Annotated in this window: 18 protein-coding genes; 9 read left to right on the forward strand and 9 right to left on the reverse strand. The window is 61.4% G+C overall.

Annotated elements, in window-relative coordinates; all coding sequences use genetic code 11:
* Window positions 1–50: 50 nt before the first annotated feature.
* Complete coding sequence (locus FSO04_RS08300) at window positions 51–824, reverse strand: MBL fold metallo-hydrolase (protein ID WP_154559206.1); 774 nt, start codon at window positions 822–824, stop codon at window positions 51–53.
* Window positions 825–1,008: 184 nt separating this feature from the next.
* Here FSO04_RS08300 and FSO04_RS08305 point away from each other — a divergent pair, with 184 nt between their 5' ends.
* From FSO04_RS08305 to FSO04_RS08320, 4 genes are all read left to right on the forward strand, one after another.
* Window positions 1,009–2,241 (forward strand): NAD(P)/FAD-dependent oxidoreductase, encoded by a 1,233-nt coding sequence (locus FSO04_RS08305; RefSeq protein ID WP_168435612.1) that lies wholly within the window; start codon window positions 1,009–1,011, stop codon window positions 2,239–2,241.
* A gap of 124 nt (window positions 2,242–2,365) precedes the next feature.
* The gene (locus FSO04_RS08310) at window positions 2,366–2,941 is read left to right on the forward strand and encodes an RNA polymerase sigma factor (protein WP_154559208.1); all 576 of its coding nucleotides are present in this window, start codon (window positions 2,366–2,368) and stop codon (window positions 2,939–2,941) included.
* Window positions 2,942–2,953: 12 nt separating this feature from the next.
* Window positions 2,954–3,268 carry a hypothetical protein gene (locus tag FSO04_RS08315; RefSeq protein WP_154559209.1) on the forward strand — a complete coding sequence of 105 codons (315 nt, stop codon included), beginning with the start codon at window positions 2,954–2,956 and terminating at the stop codon, window positions 3,266–3,268.
* Entirely contained in the window at window positions 3,265–3,573 is a 309-nt protein-coding gene (locus tag FSO04_RS08320; protein ID WP_154559210.1) for a 4Fe-4S dicluster domain-containing protein, read from the forward strand. The genes FSO04_RS08315 and FSO04_RS08320 overlap by 4 nt, the downstream gene beginning before the upstream one ends.
* Before the next feature lie 17 nt (window positions 3,574–3,590).
* Here FSO04_RS08320 and FSO04_RS08325 read toward each other — a convergent pair whose 3' ends face one another.
* Together FSO04_RS08325 and FSO04_RS08330 are read right to left on the reverse strand one after the other, a co-directional pair.
* Window positions 3,591–6,389 (reverse strand): bifunctional diguanylate cyclase/phosphodiesterase, encoded by a 2,799-nt coding sequence (locus tag FSO04_RS08325; RefSeq protein ID WP_168435606.1) that lies wholly within the window; start codon window positions 6,387–6,389, stop codon window positions 3,591–3,593.
* Entirely contained in the window at window positions 6,386–7,180 is a 795-nt protein-coding gene (locus tag FSO04_RS08330) for a substrate-binding periplasmic protein (RefSeq protein WP_168435607.1), read from the reverse strand. The genes FSO04_RS08325 and FSO04_RS08330 overlap by 4 nt, the downstream gene beginning before the upstream one ends.
* A gap of 429 nt (window positions 7,181–7,609) precedes the next feature.
* Here FSO04_RS08330 and FSO04_RS08335 point away from each other — a divergent pair, with 429 nt between their 5' ends.
* Window positions 7,610–9,118: an MFS transporter gene (locus FSO04_RS08335; RefSeq protein ID WP_154559234.1), complete on the forward strand. Its 1,509-nt coding sequence runs from the start codon at window positions 7,610–7,612 to the stop codon at window positions 9,116–9,118.
* A 45-nt stretch (window positions 9,119–9,163) separates the two neighbouring features.
* Here the strand turns inward: FSO04_RS08335 and kdgD are convergent, their stop codons facing one another.
* The 3 genes from kdgD to FSO04_RS08350 form a co-directional block, all read right to left on the reverse strand.
* Entirely contained in the window at window positions 9,164–10,081 is a 918-nt protein-coding gene (kdgD, locus tag FSO04_RS08340) for a 5-dehydro-4-deoxyglucarate dehydratase (protein WP_154559211.1), read from the reverse strand.
* Between the two features lie 61 nt (window positions 10,082–10,142).
* Entirely contained in the window at window positions 10,143–11,492 is a 1,350-nt protein-coding gene (gene gudD / locus FSO04_RS08345; RefSeq protein ID WP_154559212.1) for a glucarate dehydratase, read from the reverse strand.
* A 52-nt stretch (window positions 11,493–11,544) separates the two neighbouring features.
* Window positions 11,545–12,876 carry an MFS transporter gene (locus FSO04_RS08350; protein ID WP_154559213.1) on the reverse strand — a complete coding sequence of 444 codons (1,332 nt, stop codon included), beginning with the start codon at window positions 12,874–12,876 and terminating at the stop codon, window positions 11,545–11,547.
* Between the two features lie 431 nt (window positions 12,877–13,307).
* Here FSO04_RS08350 and FSO04_RS08355 point away from each other — a divergent pair, with 431 nt between their 5' ends.
* On the forward strand, window positions 13,308–14,018 hold the full coding sequence (locus FSO04_RS08355) for a FadR/GntR family transcriptional regulator (RefSeq protein WP_154559214.1): 711 nt from the start codon (window positions 13,308–13,310) through the stop codon (window positions 14,016–14,018).
* 174 nt (window positions 14,019–14,192) lie between these two features.
* Here the strand turns inward: FSO04_RS08355 and FSO04_RS08360 are convergent, their stop codons facing one another.
* From FSO04_RS08360 to FSO04_RS08370, 3 genes are read right to left on the reverse strand one after another with little or no spacing between them, the layout of a single operon-like run.
* Entirely contained in the window at window positions 14,193–14,528 is a 336-nt protein-coding gene (locus FSO04_RS08360) for an AtuA-related protein (protein ID WP_154559215.1), read from the reverse strand.
* A gap of 1 nt (window position 14,529) precedes the next feature.
* Window positions 14,530–15,888 (reverse strand): acyclic terpene utilization AtuA family protein, encoded by a 1,359-nt coding sequence (locus FSO04_RS08365; protein ID WP_154559216.1) that lies wholly within the window; start codon window positions 15,886–15,888, stop codon window positions 14,530–14,532.
* Between the two features lie 33 nt (window positions 15,889–15,921).
* Entirely contained in the window at window positions 15,922–17,226 is a 1,305-nt protein-coding gene (locus tag FSO04_RS08370; protein WP_154559217.1) for a CitMHS family transporter, read from the reverse strand.
* A 99-nt stretch (window positions 17,227–17,325) separates the two neighbouring features.
* On the opposite strand from FSO04_RS08370, the gene FSO04_RS08375 reads away from it, so the two are divergent.
* From FSO04_RS08375 to FSO04_RS08385, 3 genes are all read left to right on the forward strand, one after another.
* Window positions 17,326–18,237, forward strand: a complete 912-nt coding sequence (locus FSO04_RS08375; RefSeq protein ID WP_154559218.1) for a LysR family transcriptional regulator — start codon at window positions 17,326–17,328, stop codon at window positions 18,235–18,237.
* A gap of 200 nt (window positions 18,238–18,437) precedes the next feature.
* Window positions 18,438–18,944 (forward strand): DUF2844 domain-containing protein, encoded by a 507-nt coding sequence (locus FSO04_RS08380; protein ID WP_233464774.1) that lies wholly within the window; start codon window positions 18,438–18,440, stop codon window positions 18,942–18,944.
* A 30-nt stretch (window positions 18,945–18,974) separates the two neighbouring features.
* The gene (locus FSO04_RS08385) at window positions 18,975–20,285 is read left to right on the forward strand and encodes a DUF3443 family protein (protein ID WP_168435608.1); all 1,311 of its coding nucleotides are present in this window, start codon (window positions 18,975–18,977) and stop codon (window positions 20,283–20,285) included.
* Window positions 20,286–20,447 lie beyond the last annotated feature (162 nt).

Raw genomic sequence — 20,447 nt, forward strand, 5'->3', positions numbered from 1 at the left:
GCGCGCGAAGTCCGGCAGGTCACGCGCCAGTTTGTCGAGCCGGCCAGTGATCAGGTGCGTTTAGCCAGATAGGCGTCGACCAACTCAATCAGCCGTTCTCGCCCGAAGCTCCCGTCGTGCCCGGCGTGAACCACTTGCACGGGCAATTCGCGCAGCCGCTTCATAGTGCGCACATAGGTCGGAATATCCGCGCCACCTATCTCATCCAGCAGCGGGCCGTCGTAAATCGCATCGCCCGAGAACAGCGTGCCGGATGCCGCTTCCCATAGGCCAATGCTGCCCGGTGAGTGGCCGGGCAGATGCAGGACCTCAAAATGCCGGTTGCCGAGATCGACGATGTTCCCTTCCTTGACGATCTCCGTGACCGTTGCGGCCCGCACGCAATAGTCGGACATCGAGTAATCGGCGCTGGGAAGGGCCGTGATCAGATCGCCGTCGAACGGATAGCCTGCTTCGCGATACCGGCGAATGGCTGCGTCGCCCAATACCGATGCCAGAAGGGTGCCGCGCTCGCGCGGCGCACGCAGGTTGTCTGCCTCCAGCTCGTGAACCAGCGTGTGTTCAAACTCATGATGTCCGCCGATATGATCCGAGTGCGTATGCGTCGCAACGGCGGTGACGTCCTTCTGCAGCAGGTGCTTCGCGGCATCCTGCAGACTGGCGATACCCATCCCCGTGTCGATCATCAGATCCCGGTCACGGCCACGCACATGCCAGATATTGCAACGCATCAGCGGGACGACATGAGGTTCCCAAAGCAGCGTGATGTCGTCGCTGATGCGTTTGAGTTCGAACCATCGGTCGGCAATTGGTAATCGAGTCATGCGAAGTCGCTCCACGAGTGAGAGTCGTTACTCTGACACACTCTGCATCAACGGGCGGCAGTGGGCGGCATAAATGCCTCCGTCCCACGTCGCTCTGCCCGTCCTTTTCAATGAGTCCGGCCATGTAGAATTCGCAGCAACGGCGCAGCTGGCGTAACCGGCAACAGGTAAATTCATGACCACAATAAAATTCGATACCGTCGTGCTCGGCGCAGGCATTGTCGGCGTGAGCGTTGCCGTGCATCTCCAGAAACGCGGCCGCAGCGTCGCCCTGGTCGACCGCAAGCAGCCCGGCAACGAAACGTCGTTCGGCAACGCCGGGCTGATCCAGCGCGAAGGCGTGTATCCCTATGCCTTTCCACGCGACCTCGGCACCCTGCTTCGGTACGCGCGCAACCAGTCGCCGGACGTTCGCTACCATGCCGACGCCATACTCAAGACCGCACCATTTCTTTGGCAATACTGGCGCAATTCTCACCCGGCCAAACACGCCGCTATCGCGAAGTCGTACGCGACGCTGATCGAGCATTGCGTGGACGAGCATCGCGCGCTGGCGGCCGAGGCCGGCGCGAGCGCGTTATTACGCCCCACCGGCTGGATCAAGGTGTTTCGCACCGAAAAAGCATGGGACGCGGAAACCCGGGTCGCTGAACGCTGGCATCGGGAATATGGCGTCGAGTTCGAATCGCTGGATGCGGGCCGCCTGCAACAGAAGGAGCCCGATCTCAACAAAGCGCTGACGGGCGGCTTGCGCTACTCGGCATCCGATTCCGTGAGCGATCCCAACGCGCTCGTCACCGCCTACGCGAAATATTTCGAAGCGCTCGGCGGACGGTTTTTCATCGGCGATGCGGACTCGTTTCGCGAGGGTTGGGCGGTCGATACGCAAGCGGGAACGATCACGGCTTCATCAGCGGTCGTCGCATTGGGGCCGTGGTCGGATCGCATCAGTTCACGGCTCGGTTATCGCTTGCCGCTCGCCGTCAAACGCGGGTACCACATGCACTACGCGCCCGAGGCAGGGGCCCGTCTGAATCATCCGGTTCTGGACGTCGAGAAGGGTTACGTGCTGGCCCCCATGGCAAAAGGCATCCGCTTGACCACGGGGGCGGAGATCGCGCACTGCGATGCGCCCAAAACGCCCACGCAGCTCGCCGCGGTCGAGCCGATTGCGCGTACGCTGTTTCCATTGGGCAAGCGTCTCGACGATGAACCCTGGATGGGACGACGCCCCTGTACGCCCGACATGATGCCGATCATCGGGCCCGCGACGCATCACAAAGACTTGTGGTTCGCGTTTGGCCACGCGCACCACGGGCTGACGCTAGGCCCGGTTACGGGCCGGCTGATCGCCGAGATGATGACCCACGAGGAGACGCTCGTGGACACCCAGCCGTTCAGGGTGGAGCGGTTCTAGAATCTGGCCGCGCAGCGAACGGCCGATATCACCGTCTTCGGACCAAACACCCCTGCCACCGGCGTAATAACGCCATTTTTCGCGGCGCCCACAATATTCCTGATCGTGAACCGTCTACAGACGTATGGAACCGCCGCGCACCCCGAAATCGATGATCGAACGAGATACCGACATCACTGCAACTGTGTTGCGTGAGCGTACGAAGCTCGGGAATTTCATCCGGCGTCGCGTGCACGATCAGGGCGACGCTGAAGACATCTTGCAGGATGTCTTTCACGAGTTCGTGCAAGCCTACCGTCTCCCTGCGCCGATCGAACAGGTTAGCGCGTGGCTGTTCCGCGTGGCGCGCAACCGCATCATCGACCGCTTTCGCAAGCGCCGGGAGCAACCGCTGGCCGACATGGTCGACGCCGCCGATGACGTCGAGTATCGACTGGATCTCGCCCTCCCGGCAACGGACGCCGGCCCGGAAGCCCTCTATGCAAGGTCGGTGCTGCTGGAAGCCCTGCAAGACGCGCTCAACGAATTGCCGGCGGATCAGCGCGATGTGTTCGTCGCTCATGAACTGGAGGGGCGCAGCTTCAAGGAGCTCGCCTCCGAGAGCGGTGTCGGCGTGAACACGCTATTGGCACGCAAGCGTTACGCGGTCCTGCATCTGCGCGTTCGCTTGCAAGCCGTGTATGACGAACTGGATATCTAAAGGAGCAGATAGATGAGTTTCAAACTGAGATGCTTCGGCAAGGCACTGCTGGTTCTGGTGGGCATCGCCGTGCTGGGATGGATGGTGATGGCGCTATGGAATTGGGTGATCCCGGCGCTATTCATCGGCGGCCGTGCGATCGATTTTCCGCACGCGATGGGCCTGCTGATTCTAAGCCGGATTCTGTTTGGCGGATTTCGAGGACGCGGCGGTTGCCACGGACGCCGGCATTGGCGCCGCTGGGAACGGATGACGCCCGAGGAGCGCGAAAATTTTCAGAAGAACCTGTCGTCCGTTGACGGCAAGCGCCCGGAGGATCGCGCATGAGCACCGCTTCGACATCCACATCCGCATGCAAACAGGCCGCCGGCGTGATTGCTCCCGTGGTCAATCTGAAACGGTGCGAAGGCAAGGGCGATTGCGCGGTAGTCTGTCCGGAGAACGTTTTCGACATCCGCCGGATCGATAAGGCCGACTACCAGCAATTGGGCGCGCTGCACAAATTCAAGCTGCGCGTACATGGAATGAAAGTCGCGTACACGCCAAACGCCGATGCGTGCCGGGCGTGCGGCTTGTGCGTGACTGCATGCCCCGAACGTGCCATTACGTTAGCCAGGATCGGGGCGTCATAACGATACCGATCGATTGATCAGCTTACCGTACCCGAACCGACGTTTCTCCCGTCACTCCCCGTCGACCGAACGTCCCTCCGGCTGCGGGAGCTGAACAGGTTCACAAACTGCTCGAAACCCTGAATCGGCAGCGGCTTGCAAAAGAGAAACCCTTGATAGGCGTGGCATCCTGCGACTGCCAGGAAATCTCGTTGCGCTTCAGTTTCGACGCCCTCGGCGATGACACCCAGGTTAAAACTTCGGGCCAGCGCCACGATCGTTCTCGCGATGTCAGCGTCGTTGGAGTCGACCAGGATGTCGCGCACGAACGACCGGTCAATCTTTAACTGGTCCAAGGGCAATCTTTTCAGGTAAGACAGCGACGAGTAACCCGTCCCGAAGTCATCCAGCGAAAAGGTCACGCCTCGAGCGCGAAGGGCGGTCATCTTTTCGATAATGTCCTGCACGTTCTCAACGAGAACACTCTCGGTCAGCTCGAGCTTCAACCTGTCCGCCCTCGCCCCAGTCCGGTTGATGACGTCAAGCACAGTGTCTACGAAGTCGGGCTCGCGAAATTGCCGGGCGCTGACGTTCACGGCCATCGACAGATGCGCCATCGATGGCCGCGTCGCCCATACTGCCAACTGGGTGCATGCGGACACCAATACCGTTCGCCCCATCTCGAGAATCAGCCCAGACTCCTCCGCGAGCGGGATAAACTCGCCTGGCGGTATCAGGCCGCGCTCAGGATGCTCCCAACGCACCAGCGCTTCCGCACCGGTTATGTGATTGCCGTCAACGACCTGCGCCTGATAGTGAAGAACAAACCGGTTCTCCTCGATGGCGTTGCGCAGCCCCACCTCCAGCTCGGCTCGCTTCAGCACCGCCGTCTGCATCGCGGGGTCGAAGAAGCACATGGCATTGCGGCCGCGCTCCTTCGATTTATACATGGCGAGATCGGCCTGCTTGAAAAGCTCGTCGGTGGACGTCTGGTCCCCATTGAATACGGTGACCCCTATGCTGGCGGTGCTTCGGAACCGAACACCGTTGAGCTCGTAGGCGTTCCCCAACACGGCGAGAATTTTTTCTCCCACCGCCACGGTTTCCATGGTCGCCTCGGCCTCGTCCAGATTCAGATTGCCCAGCACTACAACGAACTCGTCGCCACCGACCCGGGCAACCGTGTCTCCCTCATTGACGCTGCTCGACAGGCGATACGCGACCTGTCGCAGGAGCAGGTCGCCCTTGTCGTGCCCAAGCGTATCGTTCAGCGTTTTGAAGTGGTCAAGATCGATGAACATGAGGGCGCCGCAAACCCTGTTCTGCCGGCTGGTTACCATTGACTGTCTCAGCCGATCCAGAAGAAGCGCGCGATTGGGCAGGCGCGTCAGCGTGTCATAGAAGGCAAGTTCCCGGATTTTCTCCTCCGACTTCTTGCGCTCCGTGATGTCGCGGCCGCTGGTCCGAAAACCAACGAAGTCACCCCTCTGATTGCTGATCGGCACCCAGGAGACCGACAGCCAGAGGAGCGATCCATCCTTGCGCACGCAACGAAACTCGAGATCGTCGCCGCGCGAACCCTGAAGCCCCTTTTTGAATTCCGGCGCAACGCGCGGGATGTCCTCCGGATGGATGAGCGTGCGGGCGAAATCAGGCATTGCCATGCATTCGGCAACCGTGTAGCCCGTGTAGTACTCAACCGAGGGATTGATCCAGCGCGGTGTGCCGTCCGGTCCCCACCAGATTTCCAGGTTCACCGTGCAGTCGGCAATGGCGCGAAATTTCTCTTCGTTCTCGCGCAACTCCCGCGTCATCGCCGAAGCGAGGCGCATGGCACGCTCCCGCCCTGTCATCATGAGCCAGGTCAGAAGCGCCAGCAGCAGACTCAACCCCGTGCCGGTTCCGGCAATTAGCACCTCCGCATTACGCCCTAACCGGGATCGAAACTCGTCGGAGGCGCTCATCGACAGCATCCAGTCGTGTCCGTCCACAACCAGATATTCGTTTGCGGAGATGAGCGCGGGCGCATGCCGGTTGTTTGCTTCTGAAGTGCGATGCAGCAGCGCTGCCTCCAACGGCTCCACGCCATCGTAAATCGCCAACGAGACGCCACGGGGCTGTTCGCCGTAGAGACTGGCCATCACATCGTGCATACGGAACGATGCGTAGACCCAGCCGACAATGTTCGCCCGACGCTGCGCGACGTTGTCCTGCGTTTTGCCGGAAGCGTAGATCGGAAGATACAGGATGAAGCCGGGCCGGGGGTCCGCATCCATGTCGACCGAAAGGCGCACCTTTCCCGAGAGAACCGCGAGGCCAGAGTCGCGGGCTTTCTCCAACGCCGAGCGCCGCACCGGCTCGCCCCAGGCGTCAAAACCGGGCGAGCTGCGTGCAAGGCCAACAAAGGGCTCGCGCTGAACGACCGGGGCATAGTCCTCGCGCAGCCCGTCGGGATAAATCGTGTAGTCTGGAACGCCGCTCTCGCGCATGTCCGCTATGTGGGCCGCCTTACGCGCCGCGGGCACCCATTCGACCACACCCACGGCGTGGACCCCGGAAAAGTTCGCGTCAAGATTGAGCGCGCTCACATAGCGCCGGAACCTGTCGCGATCGATCATTCCGTTCGCGGCAAACAGGCTCTGCACGCCTCGCAACATCAGCTCGTAGGTCGCCATCCGCTGTTCGACGCGGCTTACTACGTCACTCACGGTGTAATCAAACTGGGTGCGAAGCTCTTTGCGAGTCGCCTGCCGTTCGTGATCCCACACTGTCCACGTCACGCCAAGCGACGCGGATAACACCAGCAATGGCAGCAGGACAGAGCGCAGCCGGATCACGGCGACGCCTTGAAGTTGACCATGGACTCGGCCAGATCCGGCCTGAAGTACTTTTCGAAAATACGGCGCACCGTTCCATCAGCACGCATTTCATCTACCAGCGCTCGCCACTTCTCCCGCTCGGCGGCCGGGAGTGCTTTCTTCGACATGATCAGACCGTGCGGCACCGAAGGATCGTTGAACTCAACGATCGTCGTCACGTCGCGGATCTTTTTCTCGTCCAGCGCGGGGTAATCGAAGGGCTCGATAATCATGCCCTGAATCTGTCGAAGAATAAGCGCCTGGTAAAGCGGTTCGAGCCCGCCCGCGAGGCTTACCCGGTTTTCCGACGTCAGTCTGTCGACCAGTTCGTTGGCCGAGGTGCTGTAGCGGAAACTGCGGATCACGCCGAGCTGGGCGCGTTTATTGTTTTCGAAGTCCGCGACGTTATGGATACCGGCGTCCTTGCGCACGAGCAGATAGTATTTATTACTGAAGTACCACGCAAACGAAGCATATTGATTGCGTTCGTCATTCGCGATTCCAGAAAGACTGAAGTCGAGTGCGCCCGACTCGATCAGTTTCCAGATACGTGCGCGTGACATCAGACTGACCTTGATCTGGCAACCGCTACGCCGGATCAACTCATCGGAGAAGTCTTTGTCGATACCGGTATCGGTGTCGAGCGAATAGAGCAGCCCATGGTCGTGCAATGCAAGCGTAAACGGCCGGGAACAATCCGGCCCGCCTGCGAACGCATTGCTGACGAAACACACTGCAAACAACACCCCGCCAAGCCAGTTTCGAATCACAACGCCTCCGTAGCGGAACGACGCCCAGTTAAGTTCTTATCCGTGATCACAATCCGACGGCATGTCCAGTCAGGCTTTTTTCTAAAGACCTGACTTTTATCACATATTCCGGGATGTTTTACCGCTTCAATGCGTCGCCGATGTGCCGCGAGCGCGCAAGATTTTCCTTCGCAAAACTTCCATACGCATTGTCGGCACCGTGCTGTCGTTCTTGAAGGCCTCCTGGCGACTTCTTGCCGTTGAGAATAGTTTTATGTAAGGGGAAACCCGTATAATCGCCGGGCGAGAGGTCAGACAACTATAAGACACAATAGTGGTCAAGACCCTGGCCGCGCCCTGCCGCGCAGCGCCTACCCTGACAAGCCCTTCTTTCCCAGCCCCGTGAATCCGACTGCGACTGCCCTGCCTTTCCGAAACGCCCTGCTCGCGATGCTCGGCATCGGCCTCGTCAACATGCTGGTCGCACTCGACCAGACCGTCGTCAGCACCGCGTTGCCCTCGATTGTCGCCGAACTACATGGCTTCGAGTACTACGCGTGGATTGCCAGCGCGTACCTGCTGGCGTCGGTGGTGACGGTCCCCGTGTTCGGCCGTCTCGGCGACTATTTCGGCCGCAAGCGTTTCGTGATCGCCGCGGTCATCACGTTCACGGTGGCGTCGGTGCTCTGCGGCGTGGCGAACGACATGCTGTTCCTCGTCATCGCGCGTGGTCTGCAAGGGGTCGGCGGCGGAATGATGGTAGGCACGGCGTTCGCGTCGATCCCGGATCTTTTCCCCGATCCGCGCGCACGGGTGCGCTGGCAGGTGGTGATGGCGGCCGCGTACGGGATCGGCACCGCGGCGGGTCCGTCGCTGGGTGGCTGGATGAGCGAGCACTGGGGCTGGCGCTCCACCTTCCTGATCAACCTGCCGGTCGGCGCCGCGGCGCTCTATTTCATCTGGGCGCATCTGCCCAACTTCCAGCGGCCGCACGAGGGCGAGGTCAAGATCGACTGGCTTGGCGCGGCGCTGGTCGCCATCGTGTTGGGCGGCCTGCAGGCTTTCATCGAAGCCGTGCCGAAAGACGGTCTGACGGCCGGCAACCTGGCGCTGGCGGCTTTCGTGATCGTGGGCGCCATCGCGTTGCTGGTGTGCGAGAAGCGCGCCACGCATCCGATCATTCCGCTCGACCTGTTCAAGGACGCGCAACTCGTCACGCTGTTCATCCTCGGCTTCCTGTCCGGCTTCGTGATGTTCTCGCTGATCTTCTTCGCGCCGCTGCTGTTGCAAGGCGGCTTCGGACTGTCGCCGCAACAGGCCGGCCTGCTCGCAACGCCGATTGCCGCCTGCATCGCACTCGGCAGCCTGCTGAATACGCGCATCGTCATTCACATGAAGAAGCCCACGCGGATTCTGTCGATCGGTTTTGCGCTGCTGCTGTTTGCAGCGATCGCATTGGCGTTTGCCAATCCGGAGACACCGCACGTGTGGATCGAATTGCCGATGGCGGCCGTCGGCATCGGCCTGGGTTTCATCCTGAACAATCTGAACGTGTTCGGCCAGGAGATTGCCGGGCGTGAACGCTTCGGCATCACGACGGCACTGCTGCAGTCCACGCGGATGGTGGGTGGGATGCTCGGCACCAGCATTGTGGCAACCGTGGTGCAGCACCACTACCGCAACGTGGTCACGCGCACGATGAGCGTGCTCGGCGAGCCGGCCGCATCGCAATGGCGGCCGCGCTTCGTCGATCTGCGCATCCTGATCGATGAAACGGTGCGCCTGAAACTGATTGCGGATACGAAGACGTCGGGACTCAATACGCTGGCGCTGATCGACACGGCACGCGATGCACTCGTGCAGTCGATTCATATTGGCGTGTGGCTGACGGCAGTGGCGGCACTTGCGGCCGCATTGCTCGTGCAGCGCATCTCGCACGTTGTGTTTCGCCGGAGTTGAGGGCGGCGAAATCTCCGCCACTACCTGCGCCGTTTATTGCGCCACTTATTGCGCGCCGAGCTTCTTGATCAGCGCGTCGAGTTGCGCCATTTCTTCTTCGGTCAGATCGGTCAGCGGCGCCCGCACCGGACCGGCGCTGTGGCCGACCAGCTTCGCGCCGGCCTTCACGATACTCACCGCATAGCCCTGACGGCGGTTGCGGATCGCCAGATACGGCAGGAAAAATTCGTCGATCAGCTTGCCGACAGTTGCGTGATCATCTGCAGCAATCGCGCGATAGAAATCCATCGCCGTCTTCGGAATGAAGTTGAACACAGCCGACGAATACACCGGCACGCCCATCGCCTTATAAGCCGCGGCGTAGATTTCCGCGGTCGGCAGGCCGCCGAGATACGAGAAACGGTCGCCGAGACGGCGGCGAATCGTCACCATCGCCTCGATTTCACCCACACCATCCTTGAAGCCGATCAGGTTCGGGCAACTGTCCGCGAGACGCTCGAGCATGTCCGCATTCAGCTTCGAATTCGCGCGGTTATAAACGATCACGCCGATGTTCTTCACCGCCTTGCAGACCTGCTCGACGTGCGCGGCAATCCCTTCCTGCGATGCCTCGGTCAGATAGTGCGGCATCAACAGCACGCCGCTTGCGCTGAGACGTTCGGCTTCCTGCGCGTAGTCGATCGCCACGCGCGTCGGGCCACCCGCGCCGGCAAGAATCGGTACCTTGCCCCGGCAGGTCTCGGTCGCCGTGCGAATCACGTTCGTGTAATCGCTTTTGGTCAGCGAGAAAAATTCGCCCGTGCCGCCGGCGGCAAACAGCGCGGTCGCGCCATAGGGCGCGAGCCATTCGAGGCGCGCAGCATAGGTATCGGCACGGAAATCGCCTTGTTCGTCGAAGTCGGTCACCGGAAAGGACAGCAGGCCTTCGGAAACGATCGCTTTGAGTTCTTGGGGTGAGGTCATAACGTGAATAGTCGGTAAAAGCGGGCGGCCGCACGGAGCGCCGCTCAGATCATGAAGAAATTCAGCGCACCAGACACGGGCGCTTGTTATCGAACTTCCAGTTCGGAATCAGGTACTGCATGGCCACGCCGTCGTCGCGTGCGCCGAGGCCATGCTGCAGATACAGCGCGTGCGCCTTCTCGATCTCGTCCATATCCAGCTCGACACCGAGGCCGGCGGCCTGAGGCACCTTGACCTTGCCGCCGACAATCTGCAGCGGCTCGCGCGTCAGGCGCTGACCGTCCTGCCAGATCCAGTGCGTGTCGATCGCCGTGATCTTGCCGGGCGCCGCTGCCGCGACATGCGTGAACATCGCGAGCGAAATGTCGAAGTGATTGTTCGAATGTGAGCCCCAGGTCAACCCCCACTCGTTGCACATCTGCGCCACGCGCACCGAGCCTTGCATGGTCCAGAAGTGCGGATCGGCAAGCGGAATATCCACGGACTGCAACTGGATCGCGTGACCCATCTGGCGCCAGTCGGTCGCGATCATGTTGGTCGCCGTCGGCAAACCGGTCGCGCGGCGGAATTCGGCCATCACCTCGCGGCCCGAGTAGCCGTTTTCCGCGCCGCATGGATCTTCCGCGTAAGCCAGCACGTCGTGTTGGTCGCGGCACAGGCGCACCGCTTCCGCGAGCGACCATGCGCCATTCGGGTCGAGCGTGACGCGGGCATTGGGGAAGCGTTCTGCGAGCGCCGTCACCGCTTCGATTTCGGCGTCGCCCGGCAGCACGCCGCCCTTGAGCTTGAAATCGTTGAAGCCATAGCGCGCTTGCGCTGCCTCGGCAAGCCGCACCACCGCCTCGGGGGTCATGGCCTCTTCGGTGCGAACGCGCTCCCAGTCGTCGCGCCCTTCCGCACCACTGTCATAGGGCAGATCGGTTTTCTTGCGATCACCGATATAGAACAGATAACCGAGCATTTCCACTTCGTCGCGTTGCTGGCCTTCGCCGAGCAGTGCCGCAACAGGGACGCCCAGATGCTGCCCGAGCAGATCGAGCAGCGCGGCTTCGAGTGCGGTCACCGCGTGAATGGTGGTGCGCAGATCGAAAGTCTGCAGGCCGCGCCCGCCGGCGTCGCGGTCGGCGAACTGCGTACGCGCCTTGTTCAGGATAGCCTGGAGATTGCCGATCGACTGACCGACAACCAGCGGACGCGCGTCGTCGATCGTCTTGCGGATACTCTCGCCGCCCGGCACTTCGCCGACTCCAGTATGCCCGGCGCTGTCGCGCAGAATGACGATATTGCGCGTGAAGAACGGGCCATGTGCGCCGCTCAGATTCATCAGCATGCTGTCACGGCCGGCGACGGGCACGACGCGCAGCTCGGTCACGATCGGCGTGGCGTTCGATTGGGATGAGTTCGTGGACATGATTGGAGACCAGGTAAATGAGTAAGCCGACTGGCGGCGGTCGATCGACAATTCAATGCGCTTTGCTATGAAGCGGCTCCGTCAACGCGTCGCGGTTCACACGGCGATTGCGGGTCAAGAAGCCGGCCGCCGCCGCGATCAGCGAAGCCACGCCCAAGGCGTAAAGACCACCGGTAATCGAGCCGGTGTGCTGCTGCAGATAACCGAAAGCAGCCGGTGCGAAGAACCCGCCGAGATTGCCGACCGAATTGATCAGCGCGATGACGGCTGCGGCAACGCGTGCGTCCAGATAGCCCTGCGGGATCGGCCAGAAGAGCGAAGACGCGGCCTTGAAACCGATCGCTGAGAAGCAGATTGCCACGAACGACAGCACAGGATTACCCGAAGTCGAAGCGAACAGCCCGCACGCTGCAATGACGAGCGCCACCGCCAGCCACGCCTGCTGGAAACGCCATTTCGCGGACAACACCGCGAAGCAGTACATCGCGACCATGGCGATGAGCCACGGAATGGTATTGAACATGCCGACTTCGAAGTCGGAGAGTCCGCCCATCTTGCGGATGATCGTTGGCAGCCAGAAGGTGGCCGCGTAAATGGTCAATTGAATCGCGAAGTACAGGAAGCAGAACAGCAGAATCTGCGGATCCTTCAGCAGCTTCACGGCCGGCAGATGCGCGCCGCCATGCGCCTCGCGCTCGGCCTGCTCCGCGGCGATCGCGCTTTCGAGAACGGTTTGCTCCTCAGCCGTCAGCCAGGAGGCATCGCGAATGCGCGACTTCAGCAGCAGCCAGCTAACACCGCACAGCACGATCGAGAAGCCGCCCTCAATGAGAAACATCCATTGCCAGCCGTGCAGGCCAAGGCCGCGAATCGACAACAGACTGCCTGTGATCGGACCGGACAGCACCGATGCAAGCGCGGAGCCTGAGAGAAAAACCGCCACGGCCTTGCCCCGCTCTTTCTGCGGCAGCCATTGCGTGAAGTAAAACACCACACCCGGGAAGAAGCCGGCTTCGGCGATGCCGAGCAGGAATCGCAGCACGTAGAAAGACGTGTCGTTCCAGACAAACGCCATGGCGGCCGCGACCAGCCCCCAGGTGCCCATGATGCGGGTCAGCCAGGCGCGCGCGCCGTACTTCTGCATCAATACGTTCGACGGCACTTCGAACAGCGCGTAGCCGACGAAGAACAACCCGCTCCCGAGGCCGTAGGCGGCAGCGCCGATGCCGAGGTCCGTCTGCATGTGGGAATTGACGAAGCCGATGTTCACGCGATCGATGTAGTTCGCTATGAACATAATCAGAAAGAGCGGCAGCACGTGCCGCTTGACCTTCGAGACCGCGGACTCAAGCGGGTCAGCGGCGGCGGTGAGAGCAGATGTCAAGGTTGTCTCCAGTTCCGGCCATTCCAGCGGCCTGATCGAACGCACCGCAGCACATTCGAGCAGGCCGGGTGATTCGGTCCTAAAATGCGTGATACGTTGTCTGACGACAGTCTACCCCGTTCCATTCACCGATTCCAATGGGGTGTTTACCCTGCCATGCAAGCTGTATATACCGAGATGCAGCCGTCACAGCGCCACAGCAGTCGTTGAAGCTGTAGAATCGAATTAAGACGTCTGATGACATGACAAAAGACTTGCAAGCTGTGCCGCCTAGGTCCGGATAACGAGTCATCACCGCCCGCATCGGGAACACGAGATTCAAATCGTCACCTTTCGGACTGACGCTATGATGACTATGTCGAGACGCCACACGACGTCACTCGCACTCGCAAAGTGTGAATTCCCAGCCGATTAGTCCATAAGCAACCGAGATGAGCAGCCTAACTGAGAAGGTGGTGGCCACCCTTTCCGATGAAATCCGCCGCGGCAGCCTGCGGCCCGGAGACCGCATCCCGACAGAAGTCGCGATGATGAAGCAGCTTTCGGTGAGCCGCTCCGTGGTTCGCGAGGCAATCTCGCGCCTGCAGGCGGCCAAAGTGGTCGAGACGCGTCACGGCATCGGCACGTTCGTTCTGGAGCCGGCCACGGAACAGTCCATGCAACTGCCTGCCGCCGACCTCTCCAGCATGCTGGACGTGATGGCGATCATCGAATTTCGCATCGACGTCGAGGCAGCCTCGGCCGCGCTCGCGGCAGCGCGACGCACCGAGCAGAATCTCAAGCAGATTCGCGCCGCACTGGAGCGCTTCGAGTCCGAACTCGAACGGGGAAGTACCGATACGTTGGCGCACGACATCGAGTTTCATCTGCAGATCGCGCGCGCGAGCGGCAACCGCTACTTCTTCGACGTGCTCAGTCAACTCGGCCGCGCGGTGAGCCCGCGCACGCGGCTCGGCACCGCCGAGATCGCGGAGCTCGACCATATCGAGCACCTGCGCAACGTGCTCAGCGAGCATCAGATGATCTATCGGGCCATCGAACGCCAGGACGCGGATGATGCGCGCGCCGCGATGCGCATGCATCTGAGCAATAGCCGCGAAAGACTTCGGCGCGCGCACGAGTTGAGCAGGGCGAGTGGCTGAGCCGAATGCCCGGCGATTCGGCGAACGAACTGACAGCGCTCGCCGACACAGACGATGCCGCGAACATGGAGACCGCCACTGTCACCCAGGTGGACGAGACATGGCCCTCGAAGCTTGAACTTAGGGCCTCAGGTCAGGCTAGCGATATGCAGCAGCGGCGGCAATGCCAGCGAACTACAGAACTGGAGCGTTTCCACCTGCAGTCGGCGCTTCCACCTCCAGCCCCATCAACGCCGAACTCAACGATTTGCCGTGCGCGTCGAGCGCAAGCGAACGCGTCACACCTCCGCCGAGCGCATGGCCGAGTACGAAGTTGAATGCGGCGATACCAGGCAGTTCATAACGCACGACTTCGCCGCGCACCACGTCGTTCAGATGTGCCTTGACCCGTTCCGGTGTCAACACCGCTCGCAGATGCTCATAGTGCTTCGCGTCATAACAGATGACGGAAATATTCAGCGTATTGCCCTTGTCGCCGGTCCGCGAATGAGCAAGCTCACGTAGTTTCATGTCACGCCTCCACCAGCGAGAATGCCGGCTTGACATGCTCGCGCGGCAACAATACCGATTGCACCGCGACGACTTCGCGCGCTGACTTCGTCACGCCGCCACCGCCCGCCGGGCCGTTCGTGTAAAGCGTCTCTACCTCGTTGCCGATCCTCACTGCTTGCGCCAGCGATTCAGCGCGCCCCGCGACCCGTGCTCGCACTTCATAAGGCTCGGCGTGACCGGCAGCCAACGTGTCGCCATGCAATGCGTTCACACCGATCAGATCGAAGCGTAATTCAAGCGTTTCGACGCCCGTCAGGGCAAGCCTTTCCCGCACGATATCGAGTGCAAGCCGGGCACGCGCCAGCGCGCCGGGACCACCGTATGAAATCTGCCCTTCGCCGATATAGCCGTCGAAGTAAGCGACCGACACCTTCAATGTATCGGTGCGCGGCGTACCGCGTCCGCCGCTCACGCGAATGCGATCCGGCGCTTCCTGCATGACACGCACCTGCGTGAAATCGGCGACCACGTCCGGTTGCAGATAACGCTGCGGATCGTGAATCTCATACATCAGTTGCTCTTTACAGGTTGCCTCGGTTACCCGGCCACCGGCCTGCGGAAGCTTGGTGATGACCACCGTGCCGTCCGGCGCGACTTCGGCGATGGGAAAGCCGAGCCTCGCGAGATTGGGCACGTCCTTGAAACCCGGATCGGCAAAATACCCGCCGGTGATTTGTCCCGCGCATTCGAGCAGATGGCCGGTCACAGTCGCCTGGCCAAGCGTCTGCCAGTCGTCCATCTGCCAGCCGAACTCGTGGATCAGTGGCGCGACGAACAGCGACGGATCGGCGACACGTCCGGTCAGGACGACTTGCGCGCCGGCCGCAAGCGCCTCGACAATCGCCGCCGAGCCGAGATAGGCATTCGCGGACACGAGGCGGTCACGGTACGAAGCGACGCTTTCCCCGGACTCCTCGAAACGGAAATTGCCCTGCCGCACGACGTCGAGTACATCGTCGCCGGTGACGGCGGCAATCTTCACGTCGCCGAGACCGAGCGCGCGCGCGATCCCGGCAGTCTTTCGCGCCGCCGCAAGCGGATTGGCCGCGCCCATGTTCGAAATGATCCGCACGCCGTTGCGAATCGCTGCGGGAAGCACAGCCGCCATGCGCGTTTCGAGCAACGGGTCGTAGCCCAGTTCAGGATCTTTGCTGCGCGCCTGCTGCGCGATCGCAATGGTGCGTTCGGCGAGGCACTCGAACACCAGGTAATCGAGCGCGCCGTGTTCCGCCAGTTCGACCGCGGGTTCGATACGGTCGCCGGAATACCCCGCGCCCGCGCCGATTCGGACCGGCTGCCTATGTGGAGTCGCTATCATGCTGGTCGTTTCCATTCAGTCAAACAGTCAAACTCACAACGAGAATATCCCCAGCACGACGCAGGCGATCGTCATGACGATCGACGCACCGAACAGCAGGGGGAACGTGAATTTCTGATGGTCGGCGAGATCGATACCGCACAGGCCGACCACAAGGAAAGTCGCCGGCGTCAGCGGGCTGACCGGAAAGCCGGTGGTCATCTGGCCAAGCAGCGCGGCCTGGCCGACATGCACGGCGGGCACGCCGAGTTGGCCGGCCACTTCGGCAATCACCGGCAGCACGCCAAAGTAAAACGAGTCCGGATCGAACAGCATGCTCAACGGCATCGACACCAACCCGAGCGCGACGGGGATGTGGCCCGCCATGGCGGGCGGCACGAAGCCGACTGCCGCCTGTGCCATCGCTTTCAGCATGCCGCTGCCCTGCATCACGCCGGTGAACACGCCGGCCGCCAGCAGAATGCCGGCCATCATCAACGCAGCGCGCGCGTGAGCGTCGATCCGCTTGCGCTGCATGTCGACGTTCGGATAGTTCACCATCAACGCGATGCATAGTCCGACCATGAACATGATGGCCGGCGGAATCTTCTCGCCCATCACGACCATCGTGCCGAGTACGACGAGCGTCAGGACGATGTTGAACCAGAAGTTTTTCGGCCGGCGCAAGGCTTGCTCTTCGGGCGTCAACTCGCGTTTTGGCATCGGCGCGGAACCGTTCGCGGCAGTGAGGCCGAGCCGCTTTTCCTCGCGCCGCCCAAGCCAGAACGCCACGCCGAAGACGAACACCAAGCCGATCAACTGCACGGGGATTAGCGGGTTGAACAACGCCGAAATCGGCAGATGCAGCGAGGCCGACGCGCGGATCATCGGCCCCGTCCACGGCAGAAAATTGATGCCGGCGGCCATCGAAACGGCCGCGGCCAGCACGCGCCGGTCCATCTTCAAACGATCGTAGAGCGGCAGCATCGCGGGAATCGTGACGAGAAAGCACACCGCGCCGGAACCGTCGAGGTGAATCAGCAGCGCAAGCAACGTGGTGCCCATCACGATCCGTGTGGGCCGCGTGCCGACCGCGCGCAGAATGCGGTCAATGATCGGATCGAGCGTGCCGGCATCGGTGATGGTACCGAAGTACAGGATCGCAAACACGAACATGCCGACGACGGGCGCGAGGCTCTTGAGCCCGTCGATCACGAATTTGCTTGTCTGAAAACCGAACCCGCCGATCAGCGACGCGGCGAGCGGCACGATGATGAGCGCCACTAGCGGCGACATCCGTTTCGACAGAATCGCGCCGAGTAGCACGACGATGGTGGCTAGCCCCAGCAGTGGCAGCATGTTCTTGTCTCCGATGTTGTTTTTTACTGTGATCCAGCGTAAGTTCGAGGCGGTGATAAATCAATTGAAATGAATTGATCGCAGCTATTACAAACCATCATGGATCTGAACCTTCGAGACATTCGCGCATTTATCGCCGTGGCGCAGACAGGCAGTTTCACGCGCGCGGCCACGCGCCTGCATCTCTCTCAACCGGCCCTGACGGTGCAAATACGGCGCCTCGAGGAAACGGTCGGCCTGCGCCTGTTCGATCGCAACAGCCGCAACGTCGCACTGACGCCGACCGGCCGCGAACTGCTGCCGCTCTTGCAAAAATCCCTGCATGACATGGAGCACGTGCTGATCGACGCGCGTGCGCTCGGCGAGGGATCGAGCGGCACGGTGCGGATCGCGTGCTTGCCCACTTTCGCGGCGAGCGTATTGCCGGAACTTGTGCAGGACCTGAAGAAGACCGTGCCGCGCGTGAGCTTTCATGTGCGCGACGTGGTCGCCAGCATGGTCAACACGCTGGTGCGCAACGAAGAAGTGGATATCGGCCTGACCGGCGGCGAACTGGGCGACGCCAGCTTCGAGGTGCTGCATGCGGGCATCGACCGGTTGGTGGCGGTATTTCCGAAGCGCCATGCGCTGGCGCGCCGCAAACGCATCACGCTGGCCGACCTTGCCAGGGTCCCGCTCGTGCTCACCGCGCAGGGCACGAGCGTGCGGGCGGTGGTTGACAGCGCGTTTGCCGACGCGCACGCCATGCCGGAGATCGCGTGCGAGCCGACCTACATGATGAGCGCGGTCGCGATGGTGCGCGCGGGGCTCGGTGTGACCATCCTGCCGGCGTCGGCCCGCGAGGTCAGAGCGGAACCTGAGCTGATCGTGCGCCCCATCGACGATCCCGCGTTCACCCGCCCTATCGCCCTCATCAAGAAGCGCGGCAGGACCCTGCCGCCCGTCACGGAAACCTTCGTTGCGGTGCTGATCGAAAAGCTCGGCAGAATTTCAACGTCCGGACAGGCTTGAGATCGCGGCGCGCCCGGACTCGCCAGTCCGCCGTGTTGCGCATTATCAGTTTCCCGCGGCTTACCTTTCAATTTCAAATAGAACCCGAATCGCCACGCTATTCGTCTGTTTTAATCGAAGCGAAGCGCGCTAGTATTTATATCGCGTGGGCGCGAGGAAACGTTCGCGCGCATTTTCCGAAAAACGTCGAAAACCAAAAAATGATAATCAGCCAATTTCGAATGCTCGTGGTGGCCGCGGCCTCGTTCACCACGGTCGCTCCGGCGTATGCAGGGTTAGGCGGCGCACCGACCTACCCCGTGACCGCCAGCAGTACCAGCGCAGGGGCGGCCAGTCAGGGCGGCAGCGCGGTGACCCGCTTTGCTGCAAGCGCCAATGCGGCTTCGCCCACTTACACCGTGAGTCAGACCACGCTTGCATCGGGCACCGTCGTAAACGAGTACATCGCGGCAGGCAACACCGTGTTTGCGTTGAGCTGGGAAGGCCCCGCCATGCCGCCGCTCAACACGTTGCTCGCCACTTACTTCCCGTCTTACGTGCAGGGACTCACCGACGCGCACGCAGCGCAAGGCGGCGGCTATGGCGCAGCCGTCGTGCGTCAGTCGGCTCTGGTCGTTGAAACGGGCGGCCATATGGGCGCCTTCGTGGGTCGAGCCTATCTGCCGCAAGCGTTGCCGCAAGGCGTTAGCGCTAACGACATCAAGTAAGTCTGTTAAAAATCAATCGAGAGAATAAAAGTGCGCAAAATCGCATGGATCATTGCCGCGGCGCTCGGGCTGAGTCTGGCCGGCTGCGGTGGGGGCGGTAGCGGGGGTAGCAACAGTGGAACCAACAGCAACACATCGATAAACGCACCGGGCGGCGGAAGTTCGCCGGCGACGTCGAGCGGAACAGGTTCTTCGTCCAACGTCCTCGCGGTGGATGCGTCGGCGGTGCCTACTGCAGTTGGTCCCGGCAATACGATAGCGGTGACGGTCAGCCAAACGGGCATCCACAATCAGCCCATGGTCAGCGTCACGATCTGTACCGACAGTACCAACGCCACCGCCAACTGCGCGACGATCCCGAATGTGATCGTCGATACCGCGTCGTTTGGATTGCGCCTGGTTCGCTCAGCCATTCCGGCCGCCACATTCAGTGCGCTCGCACCCGAACTCGCCCAGCCGAGCGGTCTGCCGCTCGCCGAATGTGCGTTGTTCGGCAGCGGCTACGCATGGGGTTCCGTCCACTATGCGGACGTAGCGCTTTCGGGCGAGATTGCACAGAAAGTACCCATCCACGTGATCGGCGATTCGGCACTGACCGTGGCCGCGCCGACCGAGTGCCAGGTTGGCCGCCCCCTGGTCACCACGACCGATATCGGCGCAAACGGCATCCTCGGCATCGGCGTGAGCCCGAATGACTGCGGCATGGCATGCCAGAACGCAGCGGTGTCGGCGTTCTACTACACCAACGCCGGCACGGCCACCTCGGTGCTCGTAACCGGACAGATCACCAATCCGGTCACAAAGTTCGGGCAGGATAACAACGGTGTGATTCTGGAGATGGGCCAGATTTCCGACAGCGGCAGCGCGACGGCTCAAGGTACGCTGGTGTTCGGTATCGACACGCAAGCCAACAACGTGTTGAACGGCACGAGCGCCACGCTGATCAGGACGAACGGGAACGGCGACTTCGCGTCGAGCTACGGCGGCACCACGCTGACGAAGACGTTCTTCGATTCCGGATCGACGGTGTTGTTCTTCCCCGACTTGACGATCCCGATTGACAGCGCGTCCGGATACTACATCCCGACGACGACGGTGGGGCGGACGTCAACGCTGGTGGCAACCAGTCCGGCGAGTGTCTCACTCGGTTTCAATATCGCAAACGGAGCGACGCTGAACGCGTCGGGGAATTACGCGTTCAATAACCTCGGTATCTACTTGTCGCGGCAGTTCGACTTCGGCATGCCGTTCTTCTATGGCCGGCACGTGTACTACGGCATTTCGGGCAAGGCGTCCACGGGTGGGGGCACGGGGCCTTATGTAGCGTACGTTTCGAGCTGAACGGTATTGGTTCTGTAAATAAACCCGGCCTGAGCTTATTCCCCCCAGCAAGGAATACATAGTTCTGTAACGCTGAGCGGAATTCACTTCGAACACCCCTCTTGAAGGGGTGTTTTTTTGCCTTTCAGATGTTGAAGCTATACCGTGCGATGGCATCGTATG

It is taken from the genome of Paraburkholderia madseniana, from assembly GCF_009690905.1.
GTDB lineage: Bacteria > Pseudomonadota > Gammaproteobacteria > Burkholderiales > Burkholderiaceae > Paraburkholderia > Paraburkholderia madseniana.

Bases quoted from the DNA above. Each gene is read 5' to 3' on its own strand.
- FSO04_RS08300 (WP_154559206.1), bottom strand. From the start codon at position 824: ATGACTCGATTACCAATTGCCGACCGATGGTTCGAACTCAAACGCATC.
- FSO04_RS08310 (WP_154559208.1), top strand. From the start codon at position 2,366: ATGGAACCGCCGCGCACCCCGAAATCGATGATCGAACGAGATACCGAC.
- FSO04_RS08315 (WP_154559209.1), top strand. From the start codon at position 2,954: ATGAGTTTCAAACTGAGATGCTTCGGCAAGGCACTGCTGGTTCTGGTG.
- FSO04_RS08320 (WP_154559210.1), top strand. From the start codon at position 3,265: ATGAGCACCGCTTCGACATCCACATCCGCATGCAAACAGGCCGCCGGC.
- FSO04_RS08335 (WP_154559234.1), top strand. From the start codon at position 7,610: ATGCTCGGCATCGGCCTCGTCAACATGCTGGTCGCACTCGACCAGACC.
- kdgD (WP_154559211.1), bottom strand. From the start codon at position 10,081: ATGACCTCACCCCAAGAACTCAAAGCGATCGTTTCCGAAGGCCTGCTG.
- gudD (WP_154559212.1), bottom strand. From the start codon at position 11,492: ATGTCCACGAACTCATCCCAATCGAACGCCACGCCGATCGTGACCGAG.
- FSO04_RS08355 (WP_154559214.1), top strand. From the start codon at position 13,308: ATGAGCAGCCTAACTGAGAAGGTGGTGGCCACCCTTTCCGATGAAATC.
- FSO04_RS08360 (WP_154559215.1), bottom strand. From the start codon at position 14,528: ATGAAACTACGTGAGCTTGCTCATTCGCGGACCGGCGACAAGGGCAAT.
- FSO04_RS08365 (WP_154559216.1), bottom strand. From the start codon at position 15,888: ATGATAGCGACTCCACATAGGCAGCCGGTCCGAATCGGCGCGGGCGCG.
- FSO04_RS08370 (WP_154559217.1), bottom strand. From the start codon at position 17,226: ATGCTGCCACTGCTGGGGCTAGCCACCATCGTCGTGCTACTCGGCGCG.
- FSO04_RS08375 (WP_154559218.1), top strand. From the start codon at position 17,326: ATGGATCTGAACCTTCGAGACATTCGCGCATTTATCGCCGTGGCGCAG.
- FSO04_RS08380 (WP_233464774.1), top strand. From the start codon at position 18,438: ATGATAATCAGCCAATTTCGAATGCTCGTGGTGGCCGCGGCCTCGTTC.